Below are 18,063 nucleotides of genomic sequence, written 5' to 3'. Positions count from 1 at the left end.
ATGCTCACAAGATCCTTAGTCTTGCTCGTCTGCCAGTTCCGACACTTCCGCATATTCTGTTTCGCAGGAGTTAACTCCTCGCGACAAATGATATAATATCAGAGTCCATTCACAAAGTCAACACCTTTTTTGAAGTTTTTTATATATTTTATATTTTTCATTCAATTTGGTGATTTTATGGTCGGATATTTTCTAATTCAGTTCCGCGATTCTGCTCACTGCAACATAGATTTCCTGTATTTTATACCAGGTTGGGTAATCTGTGATTCCGGTTTCCGGAAGGCCAAAAACATTTTGAAATTTACGTACAGATTCACTGGTCCGTTCCCCATAAATCCCATCTTCACCCACTTTCGGAATTGCCGGATATGCTCCCGCGATCACATTAAGCTGTTCCTGAAGCTGTCTGACCTTCTCTCCTGTAGCTCCAATATTCAGATCATATCCCGGCCAGGAAGACGGAATACCGGAAATTTCTTCTGCTACATTGATATACATATCATTGCCATAAAAATACCTCAGGATCTCGATTGGTGAATATCCCTGATCTCCCAGTGATTTGCTTCCCCACTGTGTCATCCACCCTCTATTCCTGCACTGCACCCTTCTTCCATCACAATACTGTGTCAGAATTGGCTGACGCACATTCGGTCTGGACAGATAGTTTTCAAAAAGTTCGTCTGTGATTCTCGATATGCTGTCAAATACATTTCTTCCACGAATCCATTTGTGATCATATGCAGTCGAAGATGTAATAGTAAAATCTTTTCCTTTATTCCGGTACCATTCTGTGTAGACCCTGTTTAAGGTAAATGACATGATTGCCAGTATATTTGCTCGAATCGTATCATCCGGCCAGGTAGCGTAAATTTCACTGCTCGCAACATTTTTTATATAATCTTTGTACCGTTCATAATAATCCGGCGCTGTTGTATCATTTACCGATCCATCATGAACCACGATATATTCCGGTATGACTACTCTGCTCAAAACGATCTCTCCACTTTCATTCACCGGCTTTATCTCAGCTTCTTCTATCTTTGGCGGATATTCTGCAAATAACGTATGGGGTCCGATCACAAGTCTTTCAAAAGATGCTTCTGCCTGAAATGCCATTTTTATCGATTGCTGCGCCACCACGCCTGGTAATACCTGTGTTCCTGCAATTTCTGTATTTTCAAATCCTTCCGCCTGCACCTGAATCGTATACTCCGCATAAGGCTGTTCTTCCACTGGTTCCATACTATATTCCAGAGGTGGTGTTTTTAACTCAAGAGTCGGTGTCTGCCCGGATGAATCCGTACGTACTTCTTCCACCGTCTGTCCACTCTCTCCGGTATAAGAGATCCTCACCAATGCATTTTCCACCGGTCGCGTACCATCTTCCGTAAAAACACTTACCTTCAGCTCGCCCTGATCCGGCTGATCCTGCTGACTTTTTACTTTATTATAAAATTCCACCTGCTTCTCCTGCCAAGAGCTCTCCGTATATTCTATGCATCATGTATCCCGTATAACACAAAAAGACAGATGCATATTCGCATCCGTCCTTCTGTCTGCCATCTGCTACTTTCTATTTTCAGAAGATTTTCAGAATATCATTGTACATAACTACTACCATCAGCACCATAAGTGCCATCAGCCCTGCAAAATGAATCCTGCCCTCAATTTCTCGATTGATCGGTTTCTTCCGAATTGCCTCAATGATCAGAAAAACAAGTCTTCCGCCATCCAGTGCCGGAAGAGGAAGCAGATTCATAACACCAAGGTTTGCCGACAACAGTACTGCCATATTCAGCATGTTCATCCAGAGCATCAGAGTACCTTCACTCTTACTTTCTTCATAAGTTGTACCAATCGCATCTACGACACCTACCGGGCCGCTGAGATTCTGGAATCCAAGCTGTCCCGTAACCAGTTCTTTCAGACTCAGCAGAGTCGTCCTGATCATATATTTTATTTCCAGTGCACCGTATTTCAGTATCCGCAGGCCGGAGGTCTTTGTATAACCAAGGTTATAAGAAAATCCAAGCTGTGGTGTACGATACTCTTTCGGAGTAATTGTCGCTGTATAATCCAGGCCATCTCTGTCATACGTAATCTCTACCGATTCACTCGAAAGCGGATGTTCTGCAAGATATGCATCATATGCCTCACCGTCCGCAATCTCCACACCATTGATTGCCGTGATCGTATCCCCCGGCTGCAATCCTGCCTCCTGGAGTGGCATTCCGTCAATCAGAGATTCCACTGTCATAGAAGATGCATCTGATCTGTTAAATCCCAGCAGGTATCTTACCGATACATCAGGTGTGTATGAAATCGTTTCTGTCCTGCCATCTCTTCTGACCTTCAGGGTAACTGTGTCGCCCTCCTTCAGATCATTCAGATACATATATACATACAGATCTTTTGCAAGATCCACATGATATCCGTCATATTCTGTAATAATGTCTCCATTCTGAAGCCCTGCCTCTGCAGCTGCTGAATTTTTATCCACTTCCAGCACTTCAGCCGGATCATATCCCACAAAACCTACAATGATCACTGCAAGCACAAACGCCAGAATAAAGTTAAATATCGGACCGGCCGCAACGACAGAAATCCTGCCCCATACAGATGCCGCATTAAAGGAGCCCGGAATTTCCTCCTCGGCAGTATCTTCACCCACCATGGCACATGAGCCACCAAGCGGAAGCAATTTCAATGAATATCTGGTCTCTCCCTTCTGAAAACTCCACAGTCTCGGTCCCATTCCAAGAGAAAACTCAGTTACACTGATTCCGTTTAATTTGGCAAATAAAAAATGTCCAAATTCATGAAACAATATGATTGCACTGAAAATAATAATCGCAATCAGAATCTTCAATCTACCACCTGCTTTCAATCCATTGATATGTATCACTCTCTGTTTCCAGTATTTCTTCAAGTCCAGGATTCTCAACAACTTTATGGCGTTCCATAGACTGTCCTATAATGTTATAAATATCCAGGAAACGAATTTTTTTGTGAAGGAATTTACTTACTGCAAGTTCATTTGCCGCATTAAATACTGTCGGCATGGAACCGCCTGCTTTTGCCGCCTGAATTGCCATCGGAAGACCCAGGAACGTATCCATATCCGGTTCTTCAAAGGTAATCTGACCCAATTTGGCAAAGTCAAGTCTGTCTCCATTCAGATATCTTCTGTGCGGATAATACAGTGCATACTGAATTGGAAGCCGCATATCCGGTGTTCCAAGCTGTGCAATGATCCCTCCATCTTTAAATTCCACCATGGAATGTATCACACTTTGTGGCTGTACAACAACCTGGATCTGATCCAGGCTCACATCAAACAGCCATCTGGCCTCCATCACTTCAAGGCCTTTATTCACCAGTGTCGCAGAATCCACGGTAATCTTCTGTCCCATCACCCAGTTCGGATGTTTCAAAGTATCTTCCAGCGTCACTGACTCCAGGTCTTTTCTTGTTTTTCCGCGAAAAGGTCCACCCGATGCAGTGATCAGCAGCTTATGGACTTCTTCTTTATGTTCTCCATTCAAGGATTGAAAAACAGCACTGTGTTCACTGTCTACAGGAAGAATCTTTACTCCATATTCTTTTGCCATTGGAATGATCAGATGCCCTGCAGTTACCAGAGTTTCCTTATTGGCAAGTGCAATGTCCTTTCCTGCACGGATCGCCTCGATCGTCGGGCGAATCCCAAGCATTCCCACGATTGCAGTAACCAGAATTTCTGTATCCGGCATGGCAGCCAGCTCCAGAAGGCCATCCATTCCTGCGACAACCTTCGTATCCGTATCCTGAATCTTCTGTGCAAGTTCCTGTGCCGCATTCTCATCCCAGACAGCAACCAGACGTGGAGAAAATTCTCTTACCTGTTCTTCCAGTTTCTGAATATTTTTTCCTGCACTGATTCCAAGAACCTCAATATCACCATTGGCACGCACAACATCCAGTGTCTGTGTTCCGATAGATCCTGTGGATCCTAATATTGCAATTTTTTTCATGCCCTTCTCCTTTTTAGAGACCAAGAATCATTTTTGCCAGATAATAAATGACCGGTGCCGTAAAGATTACGCTGTCAAAACGGTCAAGAATTCCACCATGCCCCGGAATCAGCTTTCCATAATCCTTGATTCCCTGATTTCTTTTGATTGCAGAAGCAGCAAGATCCCCAACCATTGAGATCAGTGCTCCAACGCCGCAAATAACTGCATATTCAAGCATTGCTCCATGTGTTGCTGCCGCATAGATCACGCCAAGAAGTGCAGCACCGACAACGCCTCCCACAGCTCCCTCTATTGATTTCTTCGGGCTGAGCACCGGTGCCATCTTATGTTTGCCGATCAGCATACCCACACAATATGCACAGGTATCGCATCCCCAGGAACAGAGGAAGATCAGCCATACGATAAATTTACCATCCGGAAGATTTCTTGTCAGAAGAATAAAAGAAAGCATTACCGCTACATAAACTACTCCGAAAAATGTTGCCATGACCTGATTTGCATTGTATTTCGGATACGAAAAAACATACACAAACATGATCAGGATCAGAGCGATCAGAATCGCCATCGTTCCATAACGTTCAAATCCCAGCAACAGAGATACATAATACAGAATCGCACCAAGATATCCCGCCAGTTCCAGAAATTCCGTCTGATCTTTATGTACCCCCATTGCCTTATAAAGTTCCTGCATTCCAAGCAGAGAAACGCAGAGCAATGTCACAAACAGCACATAGTTTCCGCTTATGATCGTAAGAAGCGCAGCGATTACAAGCAGAATGCCACTTATGAGTCGTGTCTTAAACATATTTTATTCCTCCTTCACGCCTCCATAGCGTCGGTCTCTTCCATTGTATTTTTCGATTGCTCTGATCAGATCCTCTTTATGAAAATCCGGCCATGCAACATCTGTAAAATAAAACTCTGTATATGCCAGCTGCCACATAAGGAAATTGGACAGTCTCTGTTCTCCGCTGGTTCTGATCAACAGATCCGGGTCCGGAACACCTGCTGTATCGAGATACCCCGAAATCGTGTCCTCCGTAATTTCCTGCGGATTCAATCTTCCATCAGCTGCATCCTGTGCAAGTTTACGCATTCCACGGGTAATCTCATCACGGCTTCCGTAATTTAATGCAAGCTGAAAATATAATTCATCGTAATCTTTTGAAAATTCTTCGAGTTTCCTGATCTTGTCCTGTATATCCTGATCAAACGCAGTCGGATCTCCGATGATTTTCACACGCATATGATTCTTTTCTGCACTCTTCATACATTTTTTGAGATAACTGCGGAACAGTTTCATCAGACCTTCGACTTCTTCTCTGGAACGCTTCCAGTTTTCTGTAGAAAAAGCATACACTGTAAGATATTTTACGCCGAGATCTTTAATGTCATCACAGATAGACTCAAGATTTGCACATCCTTTGATATGTCCATATCCTCGCGGCATCCCTTTGGCTTTTGCCCATCTGCCGTTTCCATCGAGAATAATCGCAATATGATTCGGAACTTTCATATTTTCCATATTTATGTTTCTCCTCTCATCCTGCAGAGCGAACAGAAAGAGAGCCCTTTCCGGCTCTCCCTCTCCCTCCAATCTGACAATTGCACAATTCTTATACTGTCAGGATTTCTTTTGATTTCACCTCAACCGCAGCATCAATCTTCTTGATGAACTTATCTGTAAGCTTCTGTACTGCATCTTCCAGATCTTTTACTTCATCTTCAGAAACATCCTGTTTGGTCAGCTTCTTAAATGCATCATTTGCATCACGGCGAATATTACGAACAGCAACCTTGGCTGCTTCTCCTTTTTTCTTTACGTCTTTTACAAGATCTTTACGACGTTCTTCCGTCAGTTCCGGCAGAACCAGGCGCACGATCTTACCATCGTTGCTCGGATTCAGTCCAAGATCTGAAGTAAGGATCGCTTTCTCAATGCCTTTGATCAGGCTGGATTCCCATGGCTGGATCTGAATCATTCTTGCTTCCGGTACAGTAATGTTCGCAACCTGCTGAAGTGGTGTCGGGCTACCATAATAATCTACTGTGATCTTGTCAAGGATATGCGGATTTGCACGTCCTGCACGAATCGTAGTCAGCTCTGCCTCAAAGCCATCCAGTGTTTTTGTCATTTTCTGCTCATATTTCTGAACTCTTTCATCCATTTGTCGAATTCTCCTTCTCCGGTTATATTTTATTTTTTAGAATTCTCTTATACAGTTACTTTTGTTCCTGTAAATTTACCATGTACAGCATTTACAATACTGTTTTCTTCTTCAAGGCCAAATACCAGCATCGGCATCTTCTGTTCAAGGCACATAATAGATGCAGTAAGATCCATTGCTGCAAGTTTTTTATCAACAACTTCTTCAATAGAAATCTCATCGTATTTCACAGCATTCGGATTCAGTTTTGGATCGCTGTCATAAATACCGTCTACTGCCTTTGCAAGAAGGATTGCTTCTGCTTCGATCTCAACAGCACGCAGAACTGTAGCTGTATCTGTTGAGAAATACGGATGACCTGTACCTCCCGCAAAGAAGAGAATCTTGCCTTCTGCAAATGCCTCTTCTACTGCATCTTTTGAGTAAAGCTTTGTGAATGCGCCACACACAAATGGTGTAAAGATTTCCGTCTTAAGTCCCAGATATCTGCAGATATCAGATACATAAATACAATTCATCACAGTAGCAAGCATGCCGATCTGGTCTGCTTTGTTACGATTGATCGTCTCGCTTGTACGACCTCTCCAGAAGTTGCCTCCACCGATCACAATACCAATCTGTGTTCCTTCTTCCGCAACCGCACGGATCTGTTTTGCAACAGCAATAACCGTTGCCTCGTCAAATCCTTTTTTTTCGGCTCCGGCAAGAGCTTCTCCACTTAATTTCAGTAATATTCTTTTCATAGATCATTTATCCTTTCCCGCAATGCCACAGCATTGTTTATCTCTACCAAACTCCTGTAACGATTTCATTTCCTTCTTCATCTACGGATGTGGAAACTGTGAAATCCGGATAATAGTAATATCCAGTTGTTCCGGTAGCAGAGTCATCGTCATACTCGGAAGACTGGGAATCCCCTACGGCTCCGACAAGGTCATCAATAGACATACCGATATATTTCTCTGCTGTCTGAATCGTGGAATTTGTAGGATCATCGCTGCTTGGATTATTATTGCTGCTGTTGCCATTGTTATCCGATGGTGCCGTCGTCGGATCCGGATTATCTGTATTGGAATTATTAGAATTATTGGAATCATCCGGTGCCTCTGTCGGAGTCGGTGTCACAGAATCACTGTCCTCATCTGTTTCCAGACCGAGTCTCTTCTTAACATCATTCAGTGTTGAGATTTCCTTCGTACTGTTTGCCGTCATATAGGTTGCATACGGAATCGCATCTTCATCTTTTCCATCCATACGAAGTGTGATCTGTTTAATCGTTGTAAGCGGCAGTTTTCTGAAGAAACATTCATTTTTTTCTTCATCTGTGTACGTAATTCTGATATCATATATGGTTGACGCTGACTGTGGTTTTTCATAATAATAAACTGCATTGTCTCCACTCTTCAGTGTAAACATACCGTTTACCAGATCATCACCCCACTCATCTGCGGTGTCTTCATCTGCGTCATCAGACGGAGTCTCTCTGATATAGATCGCTGCAATCTCAGATCCTGTCTGATTTACAATAGTCACCTTTGATGCTGTGGATGTCTTCTCACCCATGATATTCTTTTCAACAGTTTCTTCCATATTTACCATCTCCGGCGTCGGAGTCGGGGATACTGAAGTTTCTTCGGTCGGAGTTGGTGTTGTCTGTACTACAGAACCTGCATCATTTTTCTTACCGCATCCTGCTGCCACAACAGCCAGTGTCAACAGTCCGGCTGCTGCCAGATATCTTTTCCTGATCATATATATTTCCTCCTAATTCTAGTCGCGGAATAGGTTACTGTTCACTCCGTTCACAGTAACCAGAATAGTCATCTTTTAGTTTAATTATACAGAGTATCAAATTCTTGTCAACTAATTGTCTGCGAATTCATACTTTTTTTAAAGTTACAGATTTTTGACTTTGAATTCTCTTTCTGCCTCTCTCCGCTGATCTTTCTTCGCAATATCCTGTCTCTTGTCATACAACTTTTTACCGCGTGCAACTCCTATTTCAAGTTTCACAAGACTGTCCTTGAAATATACTTTCAGTGGTACAAGAGTCAGGCCTTTTTCCTGAAGACTTCCTTCGATTTTGTTGATCTCATATCTGTGAAGAAGTAATTTACGGACTCTCATGGGATCTTTGTTAAAAATGTTTCCCTTCTCATAAGGACTGATATGCATCCCGTAAATGTATACTTCCCCGTTTTCCACACGAATAAACGATTCCTTCACACTGCATTTACCTGCTCTGAGCGACTTCACCTCAGTGCCGACAAGTGCGATCCCTGCTTCATAAGTATCCTCTATAAAATAGTCATGAAAAGCTTTTTTATTATTTGCGATCAATTTCATCCCGGATTTTTTTGCCATAAAAACACCTCCTTTATTCGTTCAGACTCATCTCATCTACAGTGTTTTCAACTACTGAAAAATCCACCGTTCGTTTCAGTGCATCTGCATCAGCCACTCTGACCGTAACTTTCTGCCCCAGATGGTAAACTTTCTTCGTAAGCTCTCCACGAAGTTCATAGTTTTCCTCATCGAATTCATAATAATCATCTGACAGTGCCGTAATATGAACGAGGCCTTCCACTGTATTCGGAAGTTCCACATAAAATCCATAAGCAGTAACTCCCGAAATAATTCCATCGAAAATTTCTCCCAGATGATAGGACATATACTCTGCTTTTTTCAGACGGTCAGACTCTCTCTCCGCCTCCTGTGCACGTCTTTCGCATACGCTGGACTGTTCTGCCACATGTTCCAGTATTTCCCTGTAATGTTCTGTTTTTCCTTCTCGCTGTAATCTGCCTCTTATATTATCACGAATGATACGGTGGATCTGTAAATCCGGATATCTTCTGATCGGAGAGGTAAAATGACAGTAATATTTCGCTGCAAGCCCAAAGTGTCCGCTGCACTCTGTTGTATATCGTGCCTGTTTCATCGTTCTCAACATCAGTCTGCTGATCATCATTTCATTCGGCATTCCCTGAATCTGCTCAAGAATCTCCTGAATTTCCTTTGGTGTGATTTCCTCACATGCTTTCTGCACCTGAATCCCCTGGTGTCTCAGAAGCGTAAGAAGGCTTTCCACTCTTTCCGGATCCGGATTGTCATGCGTACGGTAAACAAACGGATATTCTCCCTGGCAGTATTCTTTTGCCACTGTTTCATTTGCCATCAGCATAAAATCTTCTATGATCTGTGTAGCAACATTCTGTTCGTATGGCTTCACATCAATTGCCCGTCCTGCCCCGTTCAGAATGATCTTGCTTTCAGGAAAATCGAAATCAATAGAACCTCTGTTATGTCTCTTGCTTCTCAAAAGTGCCGATAATTCTTTCATAAGGAAAAACATTGGCACAAATTCCTTATACTCTCTGCTTGTCTCAGTGTCTCCATCTTCAAGAATACATCTGACCTGATTATAACTCATACGACGATCCACTCGAATAACCGTCTCTGCAATCCGATGAGCAACTACTGTACCATTCTCATCAATATCCATAAGGCAGCTTAAAGTCAGGCGGTCCTGCCCCTGATTCAATGAACAGATTCCGTTAGACAGCCGTTCCGGAAGCATTGGAATGACTCTGTCAGCAAGATATACACTGGTGCCCCTTTTCAGTGCTTCTTTGTCCAGTGCACTTCCTCCCTGTACATAATTACTCACATCTGCAATATGCACACCCAGATGATATATATTTTCCTCTTTTGTAAGAGAAACTGCATCATCCAGATCTTTTGCATCTTCACCATCGATTGTAACTGTCATAAGCTGTGTCAGATCCGTTCTGCCATCCCGGTCAGCCTCCTGCACATGATCCGGTACCCGCATGGCCTGATTCATAACTTTTACAGGAAACTCTGATGGAATATTGAAGCTTTTAACGATTGCAAGAATGTCCGTTCCCGGTGCATTCATACTTCCAAGATTCTCTACGATTTTACCTTCCGGTTTTCTCCTGTCGTTCCCATAATCTATAATCTCTGCAACAACTTTGTCTCCATCGCGAACCCCTTTGGAATTCTTAGGCGAAATGTAGATATCCTTTGAGAACTTCTGATTATCGCACAGAATAAAACCGTAATCCCTCTCCCTCTGGAATGTACCAACGATTTCTTTATTTACACGTTCCAGAATCTCTATTACAGTACCTTCTCTGCGTTTCCCTGTTTTGGCTTCATTTTTGAGGAGTACCCGGACACGGTCCATATGCATTGCAGTCCCTGTATGATCTGCCGGGATAAAGATATCATCTTCTTCCTCTTCCAGTTCTACAAAACCAAAGCCCTTATGATTACCGATAAAAGTTCCTTCTTTGATCAGTCCCAGCTTACTGAGGGCTTTTATATCCCTTTTCTTTGGTTTTACAGATATTTTCTCTTTGGAAAATTTTTTCTTTTTTTTCTTTTCCCAGATTTTCTTCTTACTCACGTATACTCCTTTGCTATGAGAAAAAAAAGCACTCTTGTGTTTATACAAGAGTGTTTCCTTCTGACAATTCTTAAAAATTCATATTCAAAACTGCTGCCAGTACAAAAAATAACACTGCCATAATTGTGGTAGCTTTAACAAGTCCACCCTCCATAGAACGACCCTTGTTCTTTCCCCAGTAGGAATCCGCTGCTCCGGAAATCGCTCCACCAAGTCCCTGCTGCTTTCCTTCCTGCATAAGTACAACAACAGTAAGCGCAATACAATCTATGGCAAAAATAACAGTGAGAATAGTTCTTAAAATCTGCACTTCGGTTACACCTCCTAATCAACTAGAATTCATTCTATCATAACCATTCTTCGATTTCAACTGTTTTTAGTCATTTCCATTTCAAATTTCCACTTCAAAAAAACAATTTGCGGGCTGCATGTAAACAGCCCGCTCTTTCACCCTTCCCTGCCAAACGGATTCTCATAAACTGCCTGTTTTTCAAGCTGTTCTGCAATCCTGAGCAGTTGATTGTATTTTGCATTTCGATCCGATCTGCAGGGTGCTCCGGTTTTGATCTGGCCTGCACCGGTTGCAACTGCCAAATCTGCGATAAATGCATCTTCTGTCTCACCGGATCTGTGTGAGATTACTGCACGATATCCTGCATTCTGTGCCATTTCTACTGCATCCATAGCTTCACTCAACGTGCCGATCTGGTTCACCTTGACAAGAATTGCATTCGCCGCATGAAGCTGTATCCCACATTTCAGTCGTTTGATATTTGTAACAAAAAGATCATCCCCTACAAGCTGTACCGTTTTTCCCAGCCGTTCGGTCATCTCTTTCCAGCCTTCCCAGTCATCCTCATGAAGTCCGTCTTCAATGGAGATTATCGGGAATTTCCTGACAAGTTCTTCATAATATGCAATCATTTCACCGCTGTCTCTTAAAACCTCTTTTCCTTTCATCTGGCTCTCACCCGGAAAATAATAGCAGTTCAGATTCTCGTCATACAATTCACTTGCCGCTGCATCTATCGCAATCAGAATATCTTCTCCCGGTTTATATCCTGCTTTTTCCACAGCCTGGACAATTAATGCCAGAACCTCCTGACTGTCTGCCAGATCCGGTGCAAATCCGCCTTCATCTCCTACCGCAGTAGACAGGGACCTTTCTTTCAAAATAATTCGCAGTATCTGGTAGATTTCCACACACATGCGAATTCCCTCCTCAAACTTTTCCGCGCCCACCGGCATGATCATAAATTCCTGAAGGTCTACTGTATTATCTGCATGTTTTCCCCCATTCAGAATATTCATCATCGGTACCGGCATTTTTTTACTGTGGCAGCCTCCCAGATACTGATAAAGCGGAATTCTGAGTGCCATCGCAGCCGCTCTTGCAACCGCCATCGAAACGCCAAGTGCTGCATTTGCTCCTACATTACTCTTATTGTCTGTGCCATCCGTATCAATCAGAATCTGATCAATCCGATTCTGATCCAGTGCATTTTCTCCAATAACTGCTTCTGCCAGTTTCGTATTTACATTTTCTACCGCCTTCTCCACACTCAAACCTGTATAATAGCCTTTTTTTCCATCGCGAAGTTCCACTGCCTCAAATTTCCCGGTCGATGCACCTGACGGCACTATCGCTCTCGCTGTATATCCATTTATCCCAACAATTCCTTCTCCTACAGTAACTTCTACCTCTACGGTCGGATTTCCTCTGGAATCCAACACTTGTCTTGCTTGAATCTTTCGAACAGGCAGATAACGAAACATGCACTTACCTCCTTCATATTTGATTATTGTTATCATTCCTCAGTATCTTCACACCAACTGATACTCTTTATTTTCTCCCTTTCGTCTGTTTCTATACCATACTTTCTTTTTCATTATTTTCTGTAAATTTTTTATATTATTATGCAACTTTACAATTTATTATTTAATATTTTTATTTTTTCAATTTTCTTATTGACATATTGTTTATTATCTGTTATATTAAATTCATAAAACAAAAGGAACTACAAAATAAATAAAAGGAGCGTGAAACCACCGAAAACATAAGTGATTTCCCATAATTCAGGAAAGCGAGGTACAGACCACCAGAAACGAAATGAATTTCCTTTATAATTTATGAAAGAGAGGTACGGACCACCAAGAACGTAATCATTTAATTCCAAATGTTTTAAATCAACTCAGGAGGTAAGTTCCATTGGACAATGAACATTAAAAGAGCCACCAGAAAATAATCATCTGATGGCTCTAAATTTTTGCCTTTTCGCATATATTCTTTCAAGATCTTCTATTGGAGATACTATGTCTTCTTCTCATCATTATCCACTCATTCCCAAATTGCTCTTCCTTCTTGCCGGCGCCTTTATTCTGGGTGGGCAGGCAGGTAAATTGCATTCCTGGCAGAAATCTCAGGCAGCATCTGCTTCTCTCTTATCCGAATCCACCAGTTGGGGACTCAGTTTCCAAAAAGAGGGAGAACGCCCTGTCGGGAATGCCACGATCAACGATCTCGGCAAGTATCATGCCTACTATGCTGAAGATACCAATGAAAAAAAAATTTACCTCACTTTTGATGCCGGATACGAAAACGGAAACACTCCACGCATCCTCGATGCACTGAAAAAGCATCAGGCCCCTGCCACATTTTTTGTTGTAGGTAATTTCATTTCAGACAATCCTGATCTGATCCGGCGCATGGTTTCTGAAGGGCATACAGTTGGCAATCACACAATGACGCACCCTGATATGTCAGGCATTTCTTCAAAAGATGATTTTCAGAAACAATTGGACGGCGTAGAAAAGCTGTATGAATCTGTCACCGGTGAACAGATGACAAAATTTTACCGTCCACCGCAGGGAATCTACAGTACCACAAACCTGACCATGGCCAAAGAGCTGGGATATTCCACCTTTTTCTGGAGCCTTGCATATGTAGACTGGATTCAGGATCAGCAGCCTTCCAGGGAAGAAGCCTTTCAAAAGCTTCTCGCGCGCATTCATCCCGGTGCCATTGTCCTTCTGCACAATACTTCCTCTACAAATGGCCTGATCCTGGATGACCTGCTTACAAAATGGGAAGAAATGGGCTATCGTTTTTGCTCATTAAAGGAACTGACCGGGGCTTAATACCCCGGCCAGTTTATCAATCGTTTTTACTTTCTTTTGTATGGAGATCTTCTTTAATCTGTGAGCTGGAAATCTCCGGAGTACGTGGCAGATATACCACCTCGCATCCTTCTTCTTTCAGAAAATCAAATTTTCCCTTCCAGTCATCTCCCATTACAAAAGTATCCACATGATACTCTTTCACATCCGTTCTCTTCTGCTCCCAGTTTTCTTCCGGAATCACCAGATCGACATAACGTATAGCTTCCAGAAGCTGTTTACGTTTTTCGTAAGAAAAATAACACTTCTTCTGTTTTTCATTCCAGTTGAATTCATCTGTTGAAAGCCCCACGATCAGATAATCGCCCATCTGGCGTGCCCGTCTCAAAAGATTGATATGTCCGTAATGAAGCAGGTCAAACGTTCCATATGTGATAACACGTTTCATTTACATAGTTCCTCTCTTTATTCTGAATACTCCACATTTCAGCGATTCAGATATCTCATACAATAATCAAATATCCTCAGATATGTCTGATTTGAATAATGCAATCCATCATAAATATCTGTTCCAGACTTCTTACTGATCCAGCCCTTCATCTGCAGGTTCGTACATGTATTGATGTAAGTAAAGCTTCTTTTTCTGCCAGAACACAGTCCCCTGTAGATTGCTTTATTAAAAGCTGCGACCTGTGCTTCTGTTCTTGCCTTTCCATTAACGCTTTTGATCATTGCACTGTTTACCGGATTTACAGAAAGATAATACATTTTACAGTTATATTTTTTCAGATTAGCTGCTGCTTTCTTCATATATTTGACATAAGAAGCACTGTTCTTTAAATCATTGACTCCAAGATTAATAATAACTGCCTTTTTTTCTGTCCGTGGACGCTTGGCCACAGAGCGATACAGAGTTTTATAACCTGAGCTCTTAAACCAGTCTAATCCTTCTCCTGATTTTGCAATAAACTCAACATTTGACGGCGCTGATGCACCTAAAGCAACTTGTGCATAAACAGTTCTGGAATCTCCCACACAATAAACCCTGTCAAATTTTGTCGGTGTTGTAATCGTAGCCGGTGCGCGATCCATGGATGTTCCAAAAACAACCATATAATATCTGCCGTTTTTGGATGGAATACGGTCTCCGGCTTTGTAATCGGAACTGGACAGTGCATTCTTTCCCTGTGTCTTCGACCACCCAAGAACTATATTAGCTGAGCCCAGATTTACTGCCGGAAAAGTTGCTTTACCATTTGTATTTTTGATCGTCTTCCAGTAGCTTCCATCATATTTATATAATCTTATACCTGATGTATCTGTTTTCTGCTGCACTGCATAAAACTTCAGGTTGCTTTTAACTTTTACTGTTGCATGCTGTTTCTTCGCAACCTCTCCTCCAACTTTGGTTGCCCATCCGGCAAAGCTGTAGTTTCCATTTGAATTACCAATTGGCATCTTGATTCTGCTGCCCGCTACAACCGTCTTGCGAAGACTTGTATATTCATTTCTGCCATTTGCCGTGTAGAATCGGACCGTATATTCTTTATATAAATTCAGGCAGAACTTTGTTGTCTGATTGATCGTCACTTTCTGTCCGGCTTTATATTTATATTCTTTTCCTTCAATCTTTGTTACCCAGTAAGCCTGATATCCATCCCTGTTTATCTCCGGAAGCTGAATTACTGTTCCTTCCTCAACAGTTTTGGCAAGATTATGATAAAAACCTGCAGTCTGTCCTTTTGCATTTGCAAAAATCACTTTGCAGGTCGTTTCACTGTAAGATGCAGCTGATACTTTCTGTGTATTCCCCAAAAGACAGACAGCTGACAATATCACGATCAGAAGAAAGGCATGTTTCCAGATTGCTGTAATTCTTTTCATAAAGATACTCCTCGTAATTAAACTCTCCATTTTGTTTCTGCATAATAACAACTCACAGAGCACAAACGCTCTATGAATCCACTATAACAGTTTTCTTCCTGCAATGCAATGTATTTTTAAATCAAATTTTACATTTTTGTCACATTTTGACAAATCAATCCTTAGCCAAGTTCCTTTTCGCACATGTCCAGTGCTGATGCGATCACCGCATCCATGTCATAATACTTATACTCTCCCAGACGGCCGCCAAATACAACCTTTTTCTCTTTTTGGGCAAGCTCTCTGTATTTGCTGTAAAGAGCGCCGTTCTTCTCATCATTCACCGGATAATACGGTTCATCTCCCGGTTTCCACTCAGAACTATACTCACGGCTGATCACTGTCTTCGGAAGATCATTTCCTTCATCATCTTTTCCAAATTCAAACCATTTATGCTCAATGATCCTTGTCCATGGAGTCTCTCTGTCTGTATAATTGACTGCTGCATTTCCCTGGAAATTCGGCTTATCCAGAAGTTCTGTCTCAAAACGTACCGAACGATACTCCAGATATCCCATCTGGTAATCAAAATATGCATCGATCGGACCCGTATAGATCACTTTTTCAGCAAGTGCATCGTATTCTGCTTTTTTCTCTAGATAATCCTCTCCAAGGCGAACTTCCACTCCGTCTAGCATATTGGCAACCATTTTGGTATATCCGCCAACCGGAATTCCCTGATACAATGCGTTAAAATAATTGTTATCAAATGTAAGACGAACCGGAAGTCTCTTGATGATAAAAGCCGGGAGATCTTTGCAGTCACGACCCCACTGCTTCTCTGTATAGCCCTTGATCAGCTTTTCAAAAATATCTCTTCCTACCAGGGAAATTGCCTGTTCTTCCAGGTTCTTCGGCTCTGCGATACCAGCCTCTTTTTTCTGTTCTTCAATCTTGGCTGCTGCTTCTTCCGGGGTTACTACTCCCCACATCTTATTGAATGTATACATATTAAATGGCAGAGAATATAACTCACCATGATAATTTGCAACCGGGCTGTTTGTGAAACGGTTAAACTCTGCAAAACGAGTAATATAATTCCATACTTTTTTATTATTTGTATGGAAAATATGCGCGCCATATTTATGCACATGAATTCCCTCTACATCCTCTGTAAACACATTTCCAGCAATATTCGGGCGTTTATCAATCACCAGCACTGACTTTCCAGCTTCTTTTGCTTCATGCGCAAATACTGCTCCGTATAAACCTGCACCAACTACCAGATAATCATATTTTTTACTCATAATGACTCCTTTATCTTTCTGTTCTTTACTCATTTTATTTTTTCTTAAAAAGCTTTTTTATCTTTAACGGAATAAACATGATTACACGCCCAACCTTCATAGTTGTGGAATTCTCCAATGATGCTACTTTCTTTTCCAGAGAACGGATCTGCTTATTCTTCAGACATATCTTGAAGTAGTAAGCATCCGGATCTTGGATCAGCAGCATCATATCATCCCATTCAACAGGATAGAACGCTCCCTGTTTCAATTCTCCGTTTTCTTTTGCTCTTTTGAATTCCTGACTGATCCGCTGAACATATTCCCTCTTAAACTGCTCTCCAATCCGCTGCAGCGTAAAATTATAAGTATGAAATTTCTTCAAAGAATACATATATTTAAAGCGGCTCCAGATTTCCGGATCTTTCATCAATATCTCACGGATATAATCATACTCTACATTACAGCAGTAGACTTTTTCCCTGTTATTGACAGAGGAATTCGGATTATCACGACGATTCATATAGTACGGCTTATCCACGATCATCGCACGCTTTGCATAAACAAAAGTCTGGAAATAAAAACCATTGTCCTGGAAAGATGCTCCAGGAGTTTCGTTATGTCTGATGTGATGCTGCTCCAAAAACTCTCTTTTGTAAATACCACTCCAGGTATTCATGATAAAACGTAATGTCTCCGGTTCTTCACTAGGATCAAAGAGCTTTCCGTACCATTTTCCTGTTAAATCCAGATGGTTATATACCAGATTCATATTCCCATTTTCAGGATTTCTTGTAAAACGGTAAAAATCTGCCTTCACCATATCAAGATCGTTCTCTTTCGCTATCTTGTAAAGATCCTCATACATCGCAAGCGGTACATAATCATCCGGTTCCACAATACCGATATATTCTCCCGTAGCTTTGTCCAGACCGACATTCATAGCCTTTCCATAACCGCCATTTTCCTTGTCAACGATCACAAAACGTGGATCATTCTCCGCATATTTTTTAATGATTTCCAGAGAATGATCTGTCGATCCATCGTTCACACAGATAATCTCTATATCCTGCAATGTCTGACGCTGAATACTTTCCAGACATTCATCCAGAAACATTTCCACATTATATGTCGGTATGATAATTGATACTTTTGCCATTTTCTTTCCTCGCTTTTGA

General features: G+C 41.8%; 17 protein-coding genes. 1 reads left to right on the top strand and 16 read right to left on the bottom strand.

Annotated features, from left to right (window positions below; all coding sequences use genetic code 11):
- Positions 1 to 192: 192 nt before the first annotated feature.
- From LI112_RS14515 to eno, 12 genes are all read right to left on the bottom strand, one after another.
- Positions 193 to 1,461, bottom strand: a complete 1,269-nt coding sequence (locus LI112_RS14515; protein ID WP_022389000.1) for a peptidoglycan-binding protein — start codon at positions 1,459 to 1,461, stop codon at positions 193 to 195.
- Between the two features lie 118 nt (positions 1,462 to 1,579).
- Positions 1,580 to 2,869, bottom strand: coding sequence for an RIP metalloprotease RseP (gene rseP / locus LI112_RS14510; protein WP_022389001.1), 1,290 nt, complete (start codon positions 2,867 to 2,869; stop codon positions 1,580 to 1,582).
- Between the two features lies 1 nt (position 2,870).
- Positions 2,871 to 4,013, bottom strand: coding sequence for a 1-deoxy-D-xylulose-5-phosphate reductoisomerase (gene dxr / locus LI112_RS14505; protein WP_055055622.1), 1,143 nt, complete (start codon positions 4,011 to 4,013; stop codon positions 2,871 to 2,873).
- A gap of 13 nt (positions 4,014 to 4,026) precedes the next feature.
- On the bottom strand, positions 4,027 to 4,821 hold the full coding sequence (locus LI112_RS14500) for a phosphatidate cytidylyltransferase (protein ID WP_055055623.1): 795 nt from the start codon (positions 4,819 to 4,821) through the stop codon (positions 4,027 to 4,029).
- A gap of 3 nt (positions 4,822 to 4,824) precedes the next feature.
- Positions 4,825 to 5,547: an isoprenyl transferase gene (locus LI112_RS14495; RefSeq protein WP_227190937.1), complete on the bottom strand. Its 723-nt coding sequence runs from the start codon at positions 5,545 to 5,547 to the stop codon at positions 4,825 to 4,827.
- 85 nt (positions 5,548 to 5,632) lie between these two features.
- Positions 5,633 to 6,184 (bottom strand): ribosome recycling factor, encoded by a 552-nt coding sequence (gene frr, locus LI112_RS14490; RefSeq protein ID WP_005422551.1) that lies wholly within the window; start codon positions 6,182 to 6,184, stop codon positions 5,633 to 5,635.
- A 47-nt stretch (positions 6,185 to 6,231) separates the two neighbouring features.
- Positions 6,232 to 6,927, bottom strand: a complete 696-nt coding sequence (pyrH, locus tag LI112_RS14485; protein ID WP_005422549.1) for a UMP kinase — start codon at positions 6,925 to 6,927, stop codon at positions 6,232 to 6,234.
- A gap of 43 nt (positions 6,928 to 6,970) precedes the next feature.
- Entirely contained in the window at positions 6,971 to 7,936 is a 966-nt protein-coding gene (locus tag LI112_RS14480) for a hypothetical protein (protein WP_022389003.1), read from the bottom strand.
- Positions 7,937 to 8,080: 144 nt separating this feature from the next.
- On the bottom strand, positions 8,081 to 8,548 hold the full coding sequence (smpB, locus tag LI112_RS14475) for an SsrA-binding protein SmpB (protein ID WP_022389004.1): 468 nt from the start codon (positions 8,546 to 8,548) through the stop codon (positions 8,081 to 8,083).
- A 13-nt stretch (positions 8,549 to 8,561) separates the two neighbouring features.
- The gene (rnr, locus tag LI112_RS14470; RefSeq protein ID WP_227190936.1) at positions 8,562 to 10,619 is read right to left on the bottom strand and encodes a ribonuclease R; all 2,058 of its coding nucleotides are present in this window, start codon (positions 10,617 to 10,619) and stop codon (positions 8,562 to 8,564) included.
- Between the two features lie 70 nt (positions 10,620 to 10,689).
- Entirely contained in the window at positions 10,690 to 10,929 is a 240-nt protein-coding gene (gene secG / locus LI112_RS14465) for a preprotein translocase subunit SecG (protein WP_022389006.1), read from the bottom strand.
- Positions 10,930 to 11,066: 137 nt separating this feature from the next.
- On the bottom strand, positions 11,067 to 12,395 hold the full coding sequence (eno, locus tag LI112_RS14460) for a phosphopyruvate hydratase (protein WP_055055626.1): 1,329 nt from the start codon (positions 12,393 to 12,395) through the stop codon (positions 11,067 to 11,069).
- Positions 12,396 to 12,932: 537 nt separating this feature from the next.
- Here eno and LI112_RS14455 point away from each other — a divergent pair.
- Positions 12,933 to 13,757: a polysaccharide deacetylase family protein gene (locus tag LI112_RS14455; protein WP_117627782.1), complete on the top strand. Its 825-nt coding sequence runs from the start codon at positions 12,933 to 12,935 to the stop codon at positions 13,755 to 13,757.
- Between the two features lie 16 nt (positions 13,758 to 13,773).
- Here the strand turns inward: LI112_RS14455 and tagD are convergent, their stop codons facing one another.
- The 4 genes from tagD to LI112_RS14435 form a co-directional block, all read right to left on the bottom strand.
- Positions 13,774 to 14,184 carry a glycerol-3-phosphate cytidylyltransferase gene (gene tagD, locus LI112_RS14450; protein WP_055065621.1) on the bottom strand — a complete coding sequence of 137 codons (411 nt, stop codon included), beginning with the start codon at positions 14,182 to 14,184 and terminating at the stop codon, positions 13,774 to 13,776.
- 38 nt (positions 14,185 to 14,222) lie between these two features.
- Positions 14,223 to 15,620 (bottom strand): InlB B-repeat-containing protein, encoded by a 1,398-nt coding sequence (locus LI112_RS14445; RefSeq protein WP_227190935.1) that lies wholly within the window; start codon positions 15,618 to 15,620, stop codon positions 14,223 to 14,225.
- A 161-nt stretch (positions 15,621 to 15,781) separates the two neighbouring features.
- The gene (glf, locus tag LI112_RS14440; protein ID WP_144369608.1) at positions 15,782 to 16,906 is read right to left on the bottom strand and encodes a UDP-galactopyranose mutase; all 1,125 of its coding nucleotides are present in this window, start codon (positions 16,904 to 16,906) and stop codon (positions 15,782 to 15,784) included.
- Positions 16,907 to 16,940: 34 nt separating this feature from the next.
- Positions 16,941 to 18,044, bottom strand: coding sequence for a glycosyltransferase (locus LI112_RS14435; protein ID WP_144369607.1), 1,104 nt, complete (start codon positions 18,042 to 18,044; stop codon positions 16,941 to 16,943).
- Between the last annotated feature and the right edge of the window lie 19 nt (positions 18,045 to 18,063).

Origin of the sequence: Blautia sp. 210820-DFI.6.14, assembly GCF_020558815.1 — a bacterium.
GTDB classification, from domain to species: domain Bacteria; phylum Bacillota; class Clostridia; order Lachnospirales; family Lachnospiraceae; genus Blautia_A; species Blautia_A obeum.
The sequence above is the reverse complement of the archived record's forward strand: the minus strand, read 5'-3'. Positions and strand labels throughout refer to the sequence as shown.